Raw genomic sequence first — 15841 nt, forward strand, 5'->3', positions numbered from 1 at the left:
TACTGAGCCAGTCCCGAAACATCGGGATTGGCTCAGTAGATTGTAACGAATAGCGGGAAATAGCTCCTAAAAAAAAAAGAGGCTACTCCTTATATGTAGGTATAGCCTCTTTTTTTATAATGGGAAACGCCCAAATGATCTTTATGGTTTTGGTTGCTGTGCTTTAGCTTCCCAGAAATCATTTAGATTATCGATATCTACTGAATGCGCCGGTGGTTGGTTCTGCAATCTCCCAGATTCAAATGCTCTTGTAAGTATCGTTTCTATCAAAAAGTCTTCATTAGAAACGTAAGGCGCATATTCTGTTTTTAAATTAATGTCAAACATGCTTGCTGCAGTATTAGACCAAAAAGCTTTCCAGCCGCTTTTTAGTGTTTTTACCAGTTCAAAAGTTGTTGATCCGGTTTGGCGATGGATTAACTTTACTAAAATTCGTCCTTGACTGCGTGACAATTTTTTAAGTTTTGCTTCAAATTCATCATTGAGATAACTTTCTACTATCTTGAAATACTTCTTCTTTTCTTTATTAGTTGTAAGCCTTTCCATTCCTTTATTTAAAAGCGTTAATCTCTCGGAAGCTAATTTAGCATAAGGATAAGTTCTATAGACCCTACTTTGCAAAATCAGAAACTGCTTCTTAGCATCGGGGTCCAATCTTTCTTTTGAAACAATAATTTCTTCTAGTTGAATAGTGTCATTAAGCGCTTCGTCTGTATCCCTCAAAACATAACCCATTTTTGTAGTGTCTCTAGAAATCACTTGTCCATGAACCACTGCCGTTAAAAAAAGAAAGAAAATCGAAAATTTAATAAAATGCATAAAAAAAAATTTAGCGTAAAATTATACATTATATACGCAAGTGTAATGCCAATTCTATAATTTAGCAAAAAATATATTTTATGAGCACTAAATCGATATTAAAAGAATCCTCTATTACATTTTTAGAGCAATATTTAAACAACGCCTCCCCTACTGGCTTTGAAGCTGAAGGACAGAAATTATGGATGGAGTACCTAAAACCTTATGTTGATACATTTATAACGGACACTTACGGAACAGCAGTAGGGATTATTAATCCTGATGCTCCATATAAGGTAGTAATTGAAGGGCATGCCGACGAAATTGCATGGTATGTAAACTACATTACTGATGAAGGAATGGTTTATGTAATTAGAAACGGTGGATCAGATCACCAAATTGCACCTTCTAAACGTGTAAATATTCATACCAAAAAAGGAATTGTAAAAGGAGTATTTGGCTGGCCCGCTATTCATACTCGTAATAGAGACAAAGAAGAAAATGCTAAAATAAGTAATATTTTCATTGACCTAGGTTGTGAGACTAAAGAAGAAGTTGAAAAACTAGGAGTTCATGTGGGTTGCGTAATCACTTACCCTGATGAATTTATGGTTTTGAACGAAAATAAATTTGTTTGTCGAGCCATTGACAACCGCATGGGCGGTTTTATGATTGCCGAAGTTGCGCGTTTATTGCATGAAAATAAAGTAAAATTACCTTTTGGACTGTACATCACCAATTCTGTTCAAGAAGAAGTGGGTCTTCGTGGTGCTGAGATGATTACTCAAACCATTAAACCAAACGTAGCTATCGTTACTGATGTATGTCACGATTCTACAACTCCGATGATTGACAAAAAAATTGAAGGAGATACTAAAATAGGAAAAGGACCAGTGGTGACCTATGCACCGGCGGTACAAAATAATTTAAGAGAACTAATTCTAAACACTGCCGAAGAAAAGAAAATTCCTTTCCAGCGTTTAGCTTCTTCAAGAGTTACTGGAACAGACACGGATGCATTTGCGTACAGCAATGGTGGTGTGGCTTCGGCATTGATTTCACTTCCTTTGCGTTATATGCATACTACTGTTGAAATGGTTCACCGTGATGACGTAGAAAATGTTATTAAATTAATATATGAAACGCTATTGAAGATTGAGAACAACGAAACGTTTTCTTATTTTAAATAGGGTTAGTAGCTATTCCTGCTATCTGCTTTATCTTTTTCTGGTTTCTAAAACGAAACCAGAAAAAGGATATCGCTTCTATCAGGGCTAAAAAAACCGCAACTCCATCAAGGATTGCGGTTTTTTCTTTTATTTTATTTACCTCTTACTACCTATTCTCTAAATAAGCCAAGACGTTTTTTTCTATTCTTTCATTGATATTTGAAATATCCGCTTTTATGAATTTTTCACCAAGAATCTTTTCATACAACTCAATATATCTTTCCGATACGGTTTCAATATATTCATCAGACATATCAGGAATTGATTGTCCTTCTAAACCTTGAAAACCATTTTGAATCAACCAGCGACGAACAAACTCTTTGGATAATTGCTTTTGCTCTTCTCCTTTGTCTTGTCTTTCCTGATATCCTTCTGAATAAAAATAACGAGAAGAATCAGGCGTGTGGATTTCGTCAATAAGAACAATAACTCCGTCTTTAGTTTTGCCAAATTCATATTTGGTGTCCGCCAATATCAATCCGCGGCTTGCAGCAATTTCAGTTCCTCTTTGAAATAAAGCTCTGGTATATTTTTCTAAAACTAAATAATCGGCTTCTGTAACAATTCCTTTTGCTAAAATGTCCTCACGAGAAATATCTGCATCGTGTTCTCCGTTATCTGCTTTTGTAGTTGGTGTGATTATAGGAGTTGGGAATTTATCATTTTCTTTTAATCTTTCAGGCATTGGAACACCGCAAATTTCTCTTTTACCAAGAGCATATTCGCGAGCAGCGTGACCTGACAAATAACCCCGAATTACCATTTCTACTTTGAAAGGCGTGCATAAATGTCCCACAGCTACACTAGGATCCGGAGTTGCAATCAACCAATTCGGAACAATATCTTGCGTAAGCTCCATGAATTTAGTAGCAATCTGGTTTAGTATTTGCCCTTTGTATGGAATCCCTTTGGGTAAAACAACATCAAAGGCTGATAACCTATCTGTAGCTACCATCACCAAAAGATCATCATTGATATTGTACACTTCCCTTACTTTACCTCGATAAACCGATTTTTGATTTGGAAAATTAAAATTTGTAGTTGTTATAGTATTCATTTTTTTAGTTGTGTTGTGTTTTTGCAAAAGTAGTTTCTTTCAAAGAAATACACAAAATAGTTATCACATTATTAAGTGTTTCTGTTGGTATTTATTTCTTGTTTTCTAAAAGTGTAGTATTGAATAAATTTAGTATTCTACTATACTCATCAACCCATGAATAGGTTTCTTTAAAGCCATGCGCTTCAACAGGAAATGAGGATAGACTCCAGTTTTTCTTACCCAGTTCTATAAAACGTTGCGACAAACGCACAATGTCTTTGTATTCTACATTGTCATCCACCATTCCGTGAAGCATTAACAGGTTTCCTTGAAGATTATCTGCAAAATAGATTGGAGAACTTTTTTTGTAAGCATCAGGATCAGTTTCTGGGAAATTCAAAATATTCCCTGTATAGCCATGGTTATAATGTGCCCAATCTGTAACTGAACGCAAAGCTGCACCCGATTTAAACTCGGCAGGCTCTGTCAACATTGCCATTAACGTTATAAAACCGCCGTATGATCCACCGTACATTCCTACTCTATTTGCATCAATACCTAAATTTTGAACCAAATAATTTTTACCATCTATCTGATCTGATAAATCTTTCCCTCCCATAAATCGGTAAATTCCAGTTCTAAAATCTCGTCCGTAACCATCACTGCCTCTATAATCGATATCTAAAACGGTGTAACCTAAGTCATTCAATAAATTATGAAACATATATTCTCTATGGTAACTACTCCAGTAATTATGGGCATTTTGTAAATAACCCGCGCCATGAACAAAAACAACAGCTGCTTTATTCGCCTTACTCGATTCTGGTTTGTATAATCTTGCATTTACATTAGTCCCATCTTGTGCTTTGAAGGTCATGACTTCAGGAGTTCGCCAAGAATAAGATTCAAACGCTTTCGAAGTAGAATGCGTTATTGCAGTTAATGCTGTTTCTTTTTTATTCGCAGCTATATAAAATTCCCAAGGTTTATTTTTATAGGAATAACGAACAAGCATTGTACTTTCATCAGGAGAAAGACTTACTTCATGCGCTCCATCTTTAGTCAGAATGGGTTGTAATTCACCGCCAGAAACTCCCAACTTATAAAACCCACGATTTCCTGAATGCGTTGTATTTGTAGTTAAATAAAAAGCTTTCTTATCCCTAGAAAGTATCACTTCTCTTACTTCCCAATTTCCCTTTGTGAGTTGGATTTTCTTATTTGTTCTCAAATTATAAGAATATAAATGAGAATAACCCGTAGCTTCTGATTGAAAATAAATAGTTTCATTATCTCCCAAAAATTCTAAAGTTCCTGAACTATTAGCATATGGAGGAATACCAGGTCCTCCAATCCAAGCTTCATCGTGCTGATGCTCTAATTCCTTGAAAGTTCCTTTTTCTAAGTTTAATTCAACGATCCATCTGTCTTTATTATCGTGACTTCTAATCTCTGTAATGGCATACACGCCATCTTCACTATAGGTAGGTTCTTGAACAAAAACCAACTTATCTTCCTTTTCTTTATTTTTTAAATTCTCGTATTCTTTGTAGTAGGCAGGTTTGTCTTGAATATGACTTAATGAGGAAAAATTGACAAAATAAACGGAATCTTTAGCAACCGAATAAATTCCGAATTTTGATTTATTTAAATTTGCTACCGATACTTTTCTCTTTGTATCTACGGATTGATTGTAGCCGTCTTTGGTTATGAAATTTTCCATTACTTCGCTCTTGATTTCAGTAACTTCTACTAATCTGAACGTTGCGTAATTCCCTCTAGGATTCATTTTTAGACTCTCAAACGAGTCCTTACCATAGTAATAAGACTTAGGAAAGTCTGATTTGTTTTCATCAGCTTTTGCCTTATTCCAATCTTTCTTTGCCTCTCGATCTCTAATATATTGAAATAATTCTTTTTGCTGGGAATTTAAAAAACTGTCTTTCTCCTCTTCCTTTTCCTTTTCTTTTCCTTGTTTGAAATTCGTGAGTTGAACCAATGTCCCTAGATTCGTATCCAATTTAAGGATATTTTCATTTTGCACAAAAAACAACATTCCTGAATCTGTTCCTAATTCTAAGTTAGAAACTGGATTAGATTGTTGCAATAGTTTTTTCTTCCTTTTATTTTGGATAGAATACGAATACAAAGCACCTATATCAATATAATATACGATATCTGCATTCGGTTTTCCTTTAAAATCTAATTTAGAGAATGCAGCTTCTGGCGCGACAACTAATAAAGGTTTTGCCATTCCTTTTTCCCAGAAATAAGTACTGGCTCCCAACTCATTATTAGGATTCCATTCAAAATACACTTTTTTGCTATCTAAAGACCATCTGCCATAAAAAGGTTGCTCTCCAATGAAAGTGTCTCCTTTCATGATGTCTTCAAGCTGAAGAACTTGACTTTGCGACGTGAAGGAGAAAAATATAAATGCTACGATAAAAATAGTTCTGATCATTTTGTATGGTTTATTCCAAAAAAAATACACTTTGAATCGTATTTAAAAAAATATCGTGACTTTAGAATACTTAAATACTTAAAATAGTATGCTTCAGTAGTTTTTCAGATAGATAAGTAGCTACGCCATTGTCGTAATTAGTTGCTATTACTTCAAGGTGAGAAAGCTTGTTCTTTAAACTATCAGGAGCATTTCCCATTAGTAATCCTTTGGCTGTAGCATTTAACATATTTTCATCGTTGTATCCATCACCAAAGGAAATGGACTGATGAAAACTTAGACTTTCTATTTCTAAAATCTTGGCAATAGCCAAACTTTTATCGACCGTCTTGTCCATAAACTCCAAACAAAGCGGTAAACTAAATGCGTGACTAAAAACATCTGAATGCTTTTCTACTATTTTATCTCTCAGCTCCATTAATCTCGAATGACGCTCATGAGTAAAAAACATTTTTATGGCACTCAAATCTTTTACAGTATCAAAATTCACAAGCTCAGGCAAATAATTCAATTCCGTCTGAAAACTGTTTAAAGCCTCATTATGTTTATTAGTCAACCAAACATCCTCTTTAAAAACTACTGTGGTAAACTCTTCATCTATTCCCATTGATAAAACTGATTTTATCGCCTCGCTACTAATATTATGCGAAAAAAGAAGTTCATTTTCTGGCGAGTGAATTCTAGCTCCATTTGATGTTACTAAATAGACCGGACATCCTAAGCCTTTAACAATAGGCATAGCATCGAGATGATGACGACCTGTAGCGATAATAATCAAGTAATTTTGATTGTGAAGCTCTTGAAAAACTGCTTTGGTATATTCTGATATTTTATGATACTGATTTAGCAATGTCCCGTCTAAATCAGTTATTACTACTTTTATTGTATTCTGCATATCTAGTATCGTTATTCTAATTCGTGCGCAAATTTACTTCGATATAAATAAACCACCTAGTAAAAAGAAAGTTCGTCTTTAAAAATAACATGTATTTAACTTTAATCTTTCTAGATAGGCATTAGAAAGGTATATCCAAAATCATCTAAAAACAGTTTGTCTGATTATCCTACCGAATAAACGATAACCAATTCCAGATCGGAGAAAACTAAGACTATTGGCATCAAAACCAATCGTATACCTCTTAAAATTTTTAGGCGGGTTTTCAGCTATCTTTAAAATTTCCTTAATAATTTGCGGTTTTAAATCCGTATTTTTCTTGGTTTTATTTTCTAATATACGACTTATTTTTTCCATTAAATTATTGTACGAAGGCAAAGACGATCGACACGATTTAACTACATTTTTTTGAAAATTAGAAGGTGTATTTCCAAATTGAACCGTAGAAACGCTGATCTTAAAATCAATTAATTCATAAGCCATGCATTCAGAAAAACTCTCAACGGCATGTTTCGTCGAATGGTAAAAACTACCTAAGGGTAAGTTAACTAAACCCGCAATGGAGGTTATGTTTATAAAGTGCCCCTTCTGTTGCGCTCTAAATTCAGGAATAAATGCCCTGCATACTTTTACCACTCCAAGCCAGTTTACATCAACAATAGTATTGATTTCAGTATCCTCAGCTAATTCTACAAAACTGCGGTATCCTACTCCGGCATTATTTATTACAACATCGACTGTTTTAAAATCTTCAATTATTTTTTTCTTAGCGGAAGCAATACTTTCTGTTGAAGTCACATCCAGCAAATAACAGCTGATGTTTTCTACTCCTTGCAGTTCTTTACCATGATCTAGATGAATCATAGTAGCTATAACATTCCATCCATTTTCAGCAAAATGAAAGGCAATTTCCTTCCCAATACCTCCGGAAGCTCCCGTAATAATTACGTTCTTCAATATTTATTTTTTTAAGCTATTATTTTTTATGATAATAGCAAAGTTGTGAAATTCATCCAACAAAAAGTTGAATATTATTTTAAAAAGTACGACCCCATATCGGGGTCGTACTCAGTAATTATTTTAGTCTGGATTCTCGGTATACTTATAGGCATCTAATACTTTTTTAACTAATCGGTGTCTTACGATGTCTTTATCATCGAGATATACAATTCCAATTCCTTCAATATCCTTTAAAACCAACAGTGCCTCTTTAAGACCTGAAATAGTTCTTCTGGGTAAATCAACTTGCCCTGGATCTCCGGTTACCATGAATTTCGCACTTTTCCCCATACGGGTTAGGAACATTTTCATTTGGGAATGGGTTGTGTTTTGCGCCTCGTCTAAAATCACAAAAGCATGATCTAGCGTTCGGCCTCGCATAAAGGCAAGTGGAGCAATTTGGATAATTCCTTTCAAAATATAATCTTCCAGTTTTTCATTAGGAAGCATATCCCGTAATGCATCGTATAACGGCTGCATATAAGGATCTAGTTTTTCTTTCATATCTCCAGGAAGAAAACCAAGATTTTCTCCTGCTTCTACTGCTGGGCGAGTAAGAATGATTCGTTTTACCTGTTTTTCCTTCAACGCTTTTACGGCCATCGCGACCCCAGTATAGGTTTTCCCTGTTCCTGCTGGGCCTACCGCAAAAACCATATCATTTTTATTTATCGTATCAACCAGTAATTGTTGGTTAGGCGTCATGGCTTTGATAATTTTACCACCAACACCATGTACCAGAATTTTATCGTTAACTACGGTTCTTCGATCGTCCTCCTTCTCGCCTAAAATGACACGCTCGATAACATTATTATCTATGTTATTGTAACGTGTAAAATGCAGCATTAACCGCTGAAAACGTTTTTCGAACTCGTCTAAGATTTCCTTTTCTCCAAATGCCTTTAAAGTAGTTCCTCGAGCAACAATCTTAAGCTTTGGATAATATTTTTTAATCATTTCAAGATGAGTGTCTTGAGCGCCCCAAAATTCTTTTGGAGCGATGTCTATGAGCTCGATTATTCTTTCGTTCAAAAGTTGTAGTTTTATATTAAAATTAATCAATTAATAAATCTAATGCGTTTTGGTTTTAAACCTCAGTATTATTTGTCTTATTATTTGGAATTTGTTTTTCGTTTTTTGCTTTTTTGAATTTACTATTATTAGATTTGCATTTCTCAAATTTAATGAAAATTAGTTTTAGAATCCACCAATATTTATAAAAAAAATATGTCAATAATTACCCTTACTACCGATTACGGCTTGAAAGACCACTTTGTAGGTGCTTTGAAAGGGAAAATATTATCTGAGTATTCTGAAGCTTCCATTATCGACATTTCGCATCATATCGACCCATTCAACACAGTTGAAGCAAGTTACATTATTAGCGCGGCCTATTCGAGTTTCCCAAAAGGTACCGTTCACTTGATAGGGGTCGATATGGAATTGAATAAAGAGAACCAACATATTGTTATGCAATGGAATGATTCTTACTTTATTGCTGCCGATAATGGCATTCTGAGCATGCTTTCGCAAAAAATTGTTCCGCAAAAAATGGTTGCTATCAATATTCACGATCGACTGTCGAGCGAAGCTACTGGTATGGATGTTTTTGTTATGGTCGCTTGTCATATTGCAAAGGGAGGATTATTAAACGTTATTGGAAAAGAAATTAATAGCATCAAGCAAATAACAGAATTAAAAGCCGTTATTTCTGATGACAATAATATATTAAAAGGGCATGTTATCTATATCGACCATTTTGGTAATGTGGTGACCAACATCAGTAAAAGACAATTCGTGGAAGCTGCCAAAGGCAGACCCTACGAGATTATAATGAAAACTAAAAATATCAAAACCATTTTGCCGAATTACTCGGCAATTGCAAGTTCTGATAAATATCCGATCAAGAATTATGAAGGAGAAAAATTGGCGATTTTTAATGAAGCCGGTTTCCTCGAAATTGCCATTTTTAGAAGCAACCCTTCCAAAGTAGGCTCAGCTAATAGCCTGTTAGGATTGAATTATCGAGATGTAGTTTCTATCCAATTTAAGAATTAAAAAAGTACCTAAATTATCAATCGTTAATATAAAATCTAAATGTTTGTACGAATAGTAAAATTGAGTTTTCACGAAGAAAATATTGCCACATTCTTGGAAAATTTTGAGGCTAATAAAGAAAAAATTCGAAATACAGCTGGGAATCGTTTTTTAGAATTGTATCAGGATAAAAACAACAAAAGTGTTTTTTTTACTTACAGTTATTGGGAAACCGAAGATGATTTAGAAAATTACAGAAAGTCTCCATTATTTAATGAAGTCTGGAGTTTTACCAAAAAATTATTCAATGATAAACCTGAGGCTTGGAGCGTCGATAAATTAGTTTCTTTAGTTTAAATTTTGTTTAGTTTAATGTTGCTAAACATTAAACTTGAAACCGAAAATCTGAAACTTTAAAAAAAAAAAAATTAATGAAAGCCATATTATTAAGAGAAATTAAGTCCTTTTTTGGTTCGCCCATAGGTTATTTAGTCATCGCTCTTTTTCTCATTCTCAACGGATTATTTCTTTGGGTTTTCGAAGGAGACTACAACATTTTGAACACTGGTTTTGCGGATATGACCCCATTTTTCACTTTAGCGCCTTGGATATTGATTTTCTTGATTCCTGCGGTTACCATGCGCAGTTTTTCGGATGAGAAAAAGCAGGGAACCCTTGAATTGCTTTTAACAAAACCATTGAGTCTTTGGCAAATCGTAAACGGAAAATTTCTTGGCGCAGTACTACTGATTGTAATGGCTATTATTCCAACATTTATTTATGTCGAAGTAATCTCCAGTTTGGGTATGCGGGAAGGAAATCTTGATATGGGGAGTACCATCGGATCTTATGTAGGACTGTTATTCCTTATTAGTGCCTATTCTTCCATTGGCGTTTTCGCTTCTACCCTATCTGATAATCAAATTGTCGCTTTTATCGTGGCAGTGTTTTTATGTTTCTTTTTCTATTTTGGATTTGAAGGCCTCGCATCATTAACGCCGTCTTTTTCGACTTTAATATCTGCTTTTGGAATGCAAGACCATTTTAAAAGTATGGGGCGTGGCGTGATTGATACTAGAGACGTACTCTATTTTGCAAGTATAACGCTGTTGTTTCTTTCGTTTACTGTTTATAAACTTAAATCTTTTAAATTGTAATGGTACCAATTAAAAAAAGCAACCTGAATTCAGTATTAATAACAATCATAATTTTACTGATTGTAAATATAATAGGAAATCGTTTCTTTCATCGTTTTGATTTAACAAAAGATAAAAGATACACCCTTTCTGCTACTTCTTTGAATATAATCGAAGAAGTAAAAGAACCGTTGTACATCAAAATATATCTGCAAGGAGATTTGCCTGCTGAGTTTAAAAGACTGCAGCAAGAAACGCAGCAACTACTGGAGGAATTTCAAGCATATAATAAAAATATAGTTTTCGAATTCATCGATCCATTGGAAAACGAAGATACCAGTATGGACAATATCAAAGAGTTGTATCGAAAAGGATTAACGCCTGTAAATATAACAGTTGATGACAAAGGAAAACAATCACAAGCGATGGTTTTTCCTTGGGCTATAGCAGTTTACCAAAATAAAGAAGTCAATATTCCTTTGTTAAAAAATAGAATGGGCGCTTCGACCACTGAAATGGTCATTGGTTCGGTTCAACATCTTGAATATTCAATTTCAGACGCCCTTCATAAAGTGACAACTGCAAAGCAAAAAACGATTGCCGTAATCAAAGGTAATGGTGAACTTCAGGATGTCTTAATGGCTAAATTCCTCTTACAGATGAGAGAAAGTTACCACATAGGTCCATTTACTTTAGACTCGGTTGCAAAAGACCCTACAGGTAGCTTAAATGCTCTAGAAAAATATGATTTGGCGATCATCGTTAAACCGACCGAAATGTTCTCTGATGCCGAAAAGCAAGTCTTAGACCAGTTCATCATTAACGGAGGAAAGACAATGTGGCTAGTGGATCAGGTAAATGTGGAAATGGACAGTCTTTATAATGAATCTGGATCGACATTAGCTTTCCCAAGGGCTCTGAATTTAAACGATATGTTCTTTAAATATGGTTTTCGTATTAACCCCGATATTGTAAAAGACGAACAAGGAACTCCTATAAAACTAGCGACCGGCGAACAAGGAAGTGCTGCTCAGTTCCAGGAATTCAACTGGAAATTTGCTCCATTGGTTTATCCAGAAAGTACGCATCCGATTGTGAAAAACTTAGGCGGAATTAAATTTGATTTTGCAAATCCTATAGACACCTTGAAAAACGGAATTAAGAAAACGATACTGTTACATTCGACCCAATATTCTAAAAAAATTGGCGCTCCGGTAGAAGTAAATTTGGATATTGTTGCTGAAGAAACTAGCCCGAATCATTATATCAAAACCGGAAATATTCCGCTTGCTGTTTTACTTGAAGGTTCCTTTCATTCCATGTTTGAAAATAGGGTTTTGCCTTTTAAACAAACAGCGTTTGAATCCACAGGAAAAAAGAATAAAATGATTGTGATTTCTGATGGAGATTTGATAAAAAACCAATTGGATAAAAACTTTCAACCGGTGGAACTGGGTTATGATCAACGTTCCGGAAATTTATACGACAACAAAGATTTCATGCTGAATTGTGTCAATTATCTATTAGACGATACGGGACTTATTAACATTCGAAGCAAGGATTTAGATTTACCTTTATTAGATAAAGAAAAAGTTTTTGAAAACTATACTAAGACGCAAATCATAACTATCGGGCTGCCACTCCTTATCTTAGTGTTATTTGGCGCTTTATTTACGTACCTTCGAAAAAGGAAATACGGGCAGTAGATGTTAATAAAAAAGTTTCAATACTAGCATAGTTTACGATATATTTGTAAAATGTATTGTATTTTAAAAATTAAACTAAAATAGATACCCAAAAAATAAAATAAAACAGATGAAATTTATAGTATCGAGTTCGTACTTATTAAAACAATTACAGGTTTTAGGTAATGTTATCAACAGTAGCAATACTTTGCCCATTTTGGACAACTTCCTATTTGAATTAGACAATAACGAATTAACGGTTTCGGCAAGTGATTTAGAGACTACCATGTCTGCTAGTTTAGCTATTGATTCCACGAGTAAAGGAAGTGTTGCTGTACCGGCAAAACTACTATTGGAGATCCTTAAAACTTTTCCAGAGCAACCTCTAACTTTTACTGTTGAAGAAAACAGCACGATAGAGATTAGTTCAAACTCGGGTAAATATGCGTTGGCGTATGCTCCTGGCGATGAGTTTCCAAAATCTGTTAATTTAGAAGAGCCTTCTGTAACTTTAGTTCCTGCCGATGTATTGGCAACAGCCATAAGCAAAACAATCTTTGCTGCTGGGAATGATGATTTACGTCCAGTAATGTCTGGTGTATTTTTTCAGTTCTCTCCAGAAGGATTAACCTTTGTGGCAACTGATGCACACAAGTTGGTAAAATATGCGCGTACTGATGTAAAAGCGTCTCAAGTAGCTGATTTTATTATGCCAAAGAAACCTTTGACTATTCTAAAAAATATTCTTTCTACTTCAGATGCTGAAGTGAAAATAGAATATAATGATTCGAATGCTACTTTTTCTTTTGACAATTATATTTTAATGTGTCGTTTAATCGATGGGAAGTATCCAAACTACGAAGCGGTTATCCCAAAAGAGAATCCAAATAAATTAATGATTGACCGTTCTCAATTTTTGAGTTCAGTACGTCGTGTTGCTATTTTCTCTAATAAAACAACACACCAAATTCGTTTAAAAATTGCAGGTGCTGAATTGAATGTTTCGGCTGAAGATATTGATTACTCTAACAAAGCAGAGGAAAGATTGACTTGTGATTATCAAGGAGACGATATGCAAATAGGATACAACTCTCGTTTTCTTACTGAAATGTTGACTAATTTACAATCAGATATGATCATGCTAGAAATGTCATTACCTAACAGAGCTGGAATTCTTACACCCGTTGACGGACTAGAAGAAGGTGAAACGGTAACGATGCTGGTAATGCCTGTAATGCTGAATAGTTAACAATAAATTGTGATTTTGTTGTATTTAATTTTTGATATTAAAATATAATACTTATCATTGTAAAACGATTACGCTATTAACCAAACCATTTTTTATATTTAAAAAAACCGCTATTTCCTAACCAGGATATGCGGTTTTTTTTTTGGGGTCCTCCCCCCGACCCCCTCCGAAGGAGGGGGAGACGAAATAGAATTTTTTGTGTTTTTTACTTTGTGTTTTTTACTTTTTTCTTTGTGTTTTTTTCTTTGTGTTTTTTATTTCCTGTTTTTTATTTCTTAGTTTCTATTTACTATTTTTTTTGCTCTAACTTCTCTTGTCTATTTTCTATACTCTTTCTATTCCGATGCTATTTATAAAACAGCCCAATTGTCAGTTCGAGCGGAGTCGAGAACCACTATTGCATCTCGACTACGCTCTATGTGACAAAAATTAGTTCGGACTATATTGTACTTGTGTTTGGTATTAAATCACTCCCATTTTTTTCATTAGGAACGTAGCACTTTTATTTTTACAAATACCGTCACGGAGTTTATAATCAAAATGCAAGTCGTCATTAACGATTTCTACCTCGAAGCATTTGTTAGTTAAAGTATCCGGATACTCGTTTGTGGTCAGACATACTTCTATATCGTGCGTTGCAATTGCGCCAATTGCTTTATGCGCAATCACTTTCTTAACGACTTCTATGGTTCCGTTTCTTTTATCATCAGAGTTAGTTCCTCTTAGGATTTCGTCCAATAATACAAAAGCGGCATTGCCTTCTAATTCGTCCATGATCTGTTTTAAGCGCTTTATTTCGGCGAAAAAATAAGATTCACTGTCTGACAAGGAATCCGACAAACGCATCGAAACTAGTACCGGCAAAGGATGTACATTTGCTTCATTGGCACAAACGACTGATCCCATTCCCGATAAAACCATATTTATCCCCAAACTACGTAGAAAAGTACTTTTTCCGGACATATTCGATCCAGTCAATATCATAAACGACTGGGGATGAAAAGCTACTTCATTCCCTACTCTAGTATTGGCATTCAATAAGGGATGACTTAAATCTGAGAAATTGATTTTAAATTCGGTATTTAAGGTAGGGTATACAAACTCGGTGTTATTGTAGGCGAAATTAGCGAGACTATTCAGCATTTCGAATTCGCCAATAACATCCAGCCAGTCTTCCATTGTCTCAGCGTGCTCTTTTTTCCAGTTGAGTAATTTATTTAATACATGAAGATTAAAAAGGAAGGTACCATTGAACAAAGAAGCCGTCAATAGATTTCCAATTGTATCCATATTAGAAAACAACTCTGATAATTTTTTAAGATGAAGACTTGCGTTTTCTGTTTTAAATTTCAGTTTCTGTTGTAAATCCATCAACTTCTCAGAATGAAACGATTCCTCTTCTATTTTTTTAAGCAATAAACCATATTGACTGATTACCTTATCGATATCTTCCGCATTGGCAATTTCGATTTGGATCCGTTTAAAAAAGGCACCCATAATTACCAAATTCAATATAAACACATAGGATAGATAGGATAGTAAAATTGCCTCATTAGTAATTATATACGAAATAAGAATACCTAGAAATAGTAACGGCGTTATATAAGAAAGTACGATTGCTCCTTTCGGTAATGGTGCACTTTGAAACTTACTCCATTTCATTAATCCTTCATAACTGGCTTTAGAATCCTGACTTATTTTGGCCAAAGCCAAGAAATTCTGACGCCAATCCAATTTTTCAGAAAGCTCTTTGACAGCCTTTTGGTTTTTAATAATTTCGTCATTTGAGGATAATGTAAGTAATTGATTGGCTAACTTTTTTTTTCCTATAAAAGTGGCCGTTCTATTTAGGTTCTGGAACAAAGAATGCTCTCCAAAAATATCCAAATCATACGCATAGGGATGATGAAAATCATTAAATTCTTGTCCGTTTTCAAATGGTATGGCTTTTTTCTCTAGATAGGAAATTTCATTTTCATTAATTTCCACCAGAGCGAAGTTTATCTTTTTTTCGACAAGTAACTTGGAATGAATTCGCATTAAAATGATAAATCCCGCAAAAAAGAAAACAGCAGAAACTATAAAAATAATTTCGCTGTTTTTTATATAATAATAAAGAGATCCTAAAAAAAGAACAACTGACAACAGTCTAAATAAACTGATTGTATTGTATTTTCTATTGATTTTGCTTAATTCTTGTGAATATCTTTTACTCCTAGCACTGTATGAATCCATATTTCGATTTAATTGAAATACAAATATAGGTCTCCAGCAATAAATAAACTATTAGAATCAGGAACAATAATAAGA

General features: G+C 34.3%; 13 protein-coding genes. 6 read left to right on the forward strand and 7 right to left on the reverse strand.

Features of this window, described 5'->3' with window-relative positions; all coding sequences use genetic code 11:
- Positions 1-141 precede the first annotated feature (141 nt).
- Positions 142-819 carry a DUF4294 domain-containing protein gene (locus AC4PRO_RS14320; protein WP_492117809.1) on the reverse strand — a complete coding sequence of 226 codons (678 nt, stop codon included), beginning with the start codon at positions 817-819 and terminating at the stop codon, positions 142-144.
- Between the two features lie 80 nt (positions 820-899).
- Between AC4PRO_RS14320 and AC4PRO_RS14325 the strand changes: the two genes are divergently transcribed.
- The gene (locus tag AC4PRO_RS14325; protein ID WP_074724695.1) at positions 900-1988 is read left to right on the forward strand and encodes a M42 family metallopeptidase; all 1089 of its coding nucleotides are present in this window, start codon (positions 900-902) and stop codon (positions 1986-1988) included.
- A gap of 145 nt (positions 1989-2133) precedes the next feature.
- Here AC4PRO_RS14325 and AC4PRO_RS14330 read toward each other — a convergent pair whose 3' ends face one another.
- From AC4PRO_RS14330 to AC4PRO_RS14350, 5 genes are all read right to left on the reverse strand, one after another.
- Positions 2134-3084: a phosphoribosylaminoimidazolesuccinocarboxamide synthase gene (locus AC4PRO_RS14330; protein ID WP_492117810.1), complete on the reverse strand. Its 951-nt coding sequence runs from the start codon at positions 3082-3084 to the stop codon at positions 2134-2136.
- A 91-nt stretch (positions 3085-3175) separates the two neighbouring features.
- Complete coding sequence (locus AC4PRO_RS14335) at positions 3176-5530, reverse strand: alpha/beta hydrolase family protein (protein WP_492117811.1); 2355 nt, start codon at positions 5528-5530, stop codon at positions 3176-3178.
- 70 nt (positions 5531-5600) lie between these two features.
- Positions 5601-6425 carry a Cof-type HAD-IIB family hydrolase gene (locus tag AC4PRO_RS14340; protein WP_492117812.1) on the reverse strand — a complete coding sequence of 275 codons (825 nt, stop codon included), beginning with the start codon at positions 6423-6425 and terminating at the stop codon, positions 5601-5603.
- Positions 6426-6566: 141 nt separating this feature from the next.
- Positions 6567-7382 carry an SDR family NAD(P)-dependent oxidoreductase gene (locus AC4PRO_RS14345; RefSeq protein WP_492117813.1) on the reverse strand — a complete coding sequence of 272 codons (816 nt, stop codon included), beginning with the start codon at positions 7380-7382 and terminating at the stop codon, positions 6567-6569.
- 123 nt (positions 7383-7505) lie between these two features.
- Positions 7506-8456, reverse strand: a complete 951-nt coding sequence (locus tag AC4PRO_RS14350) for a PhoH family protein (RefSeq protein ID WP_074724702.1) — start codon at positions 8454-8456, stop codon at positions 7506-7508.
- 195 nt (positions 8457-8651) lie between these two features.
- Here AC4PRO_RS14350 and AC4PRO_RS14355 point away from each other — a divergent pair, with 195 nt between their 5' ends.
- From AC4PRO_RS14355 to dnaN, 5 genes are all read left to right on the forward strand, one after another.
- A complete protein-coding gene (locus AC4PRO_RS14355) occupies positions 8652-9482 on the forward strand; it encodes an SAM hydrolase/SAM-dependent halogenase family protein (protein ID WP_074724703.1) in 831 nt (276 codons plus the stop codon).
- Between the two features lie 39 nt (positions 9483-9521).
- Complete coding sequence (locus AC4PRO_RS14360) at positions 9522-9818, forward strand: putative quinol monooxygenase (protein WP_492117814.1); 297 nt, start codon at positions 9522-9524, stop codon at positions 9816-9818.
- A 74-nt stretch (positions 9819-9892) separates the two neighbouring features.
- Positions 9893-10618 (forward strand): gliding motility-associated ABC transporter permease subunit GldF, encoded by a 726-nt coding sequence (gene gldF / locus AC4PRO_RS14365; protein WP_492117815.1) that lies wholly within the window; start codon positions 9893-9895, stop codon positions 10616-10618.
- Positions 10618-12303 carry a gliding motility-associated ABC transporter substrate-binding protein GldG gene (gene gldG / locus AC4PRO_RS14370; protein ID WP_492117816.1) on the forward strand — a complete coding sequence of 562 codons (1686 nt, stop codon included), beginning with the start codon at positions 10618-10620 and terminating at the stop codon, positions 12301-12303. The genes gldF and gldG overlap by 1 nt, the downstream gene beginning before the upstream one ends.
- 109 nt (positions 12304-12412) lie before the next feature.
- A complete protein-coding gene (dnaN, locus tag AC4PRO_RS14375; protein ID WP_074724707.1) occupies positions 12413-13531 on the forward strand; it encodes a DNA polymerase III subunit beta in 1119 nt (372 codons plus the stop codon).
- A 462-nt stretch (positions 13532-13993) separates the two neighbouring features.
- Here dnaN and AC4PRO_RS14380 read toward each other — a convergent pair whose 3' ends face one another.
- A complete protein-coding gene (locus tag AC4PRO_RS14380) occupies positions 13994-15766 on the reverse strand; it encodes a MutS-related protein (protein WP_492117817.1) in 1773 nt (590 codons plus the stop codon).
- Positions 15767-15841 lie beyond the last annotated feature (75 nt).

It is taken from the genome of Flavobacterium sp. DW-iso2 (assembly GCF_058725285.1).

What these genes read in the sequence shown, in the direction of transcription:
- AC4PRO_RS14320 (WP_492117809.1), bottom strand. Translation starts at nt 819, where the DNA reads ATGCATTTTATTAAATTTTCGATTTTCTTTCTTTTTTTAACGGCAGTG.
- AC4PRO_RS14325 (WP_074724695.1), top strand. Translation starts at nt 900, where the DNA reads ATGAGCACTAAATCGATATTAAAAGAATCCTCTATTACATTTTTAGAG.
- AC4PRO_RS14330 (WP_492117810.1), bottom strand. Translation starts at nt 3,084, where the DNA reads ATGAATACTATAACAACTACAAATTTTAATTTTCCAAATCAAAAATCG.
- AC4PRO_RS14335 (WP_492117811.1), bottom strand. Translation starts at nt 5,530, where the DNA reads ATGATCAGAACTATTTTTATCGTAGCATTTATATTTTTCTCCTTCACG.
- AC4PRO_RS14340 (WP_492117812.1), bottom strand. Translation starts at nt 6,425, where the DNA reads ATGCAGAATACAATAAAAGTAGTAATAACTGATTTAGACGGGACATTG.
- AC4PRO_RS14355 (WP_074724703.1), top strand. Translation starts at nt 8,652, where the DNA reads ATGTCAATAATTACCCTTACTACCGATTACGGCTTGAAAGACCACTTT.
- AC4PRO_RS14360 (WP_492117814.1), top strand. Translation starts at nt 9,522, where the DNA reads ATGTTTGTACGAATAGTAAAATTGAGTTTTCACGAAGAAAATATTGCC.
- gldF (WP_492117815.1), top strand. Translation starts at nt 9,893, where the DNA reads ATGAAAGCCATATTATTAAGAGAAATTAAGTCCTTTTTTGGTTCGCCC.
- gldG (WP_492117816.1), top strand. Translation starts at nt 10,618, where the DNA reads ATGGTACCAATTAAAAAAAGCAACCTGAATTCAGTATTAATAACAATC.
- dnaN (WP_074724707.1), top strand. Translation starts at nt 12,413, where the DNA reads ATGAAATTTATAGTATCGAGTTCGTACTTATTAAAACAATTACAGGTT.
- AC4PRO_RS14380 (WP_492117817.1), bottom strand. Translation starts at nt 15,766, where the DNA reads ATGGATTCATACAGTGCTAGGAGTAAAAGATATTCACAAGAATTAAGC.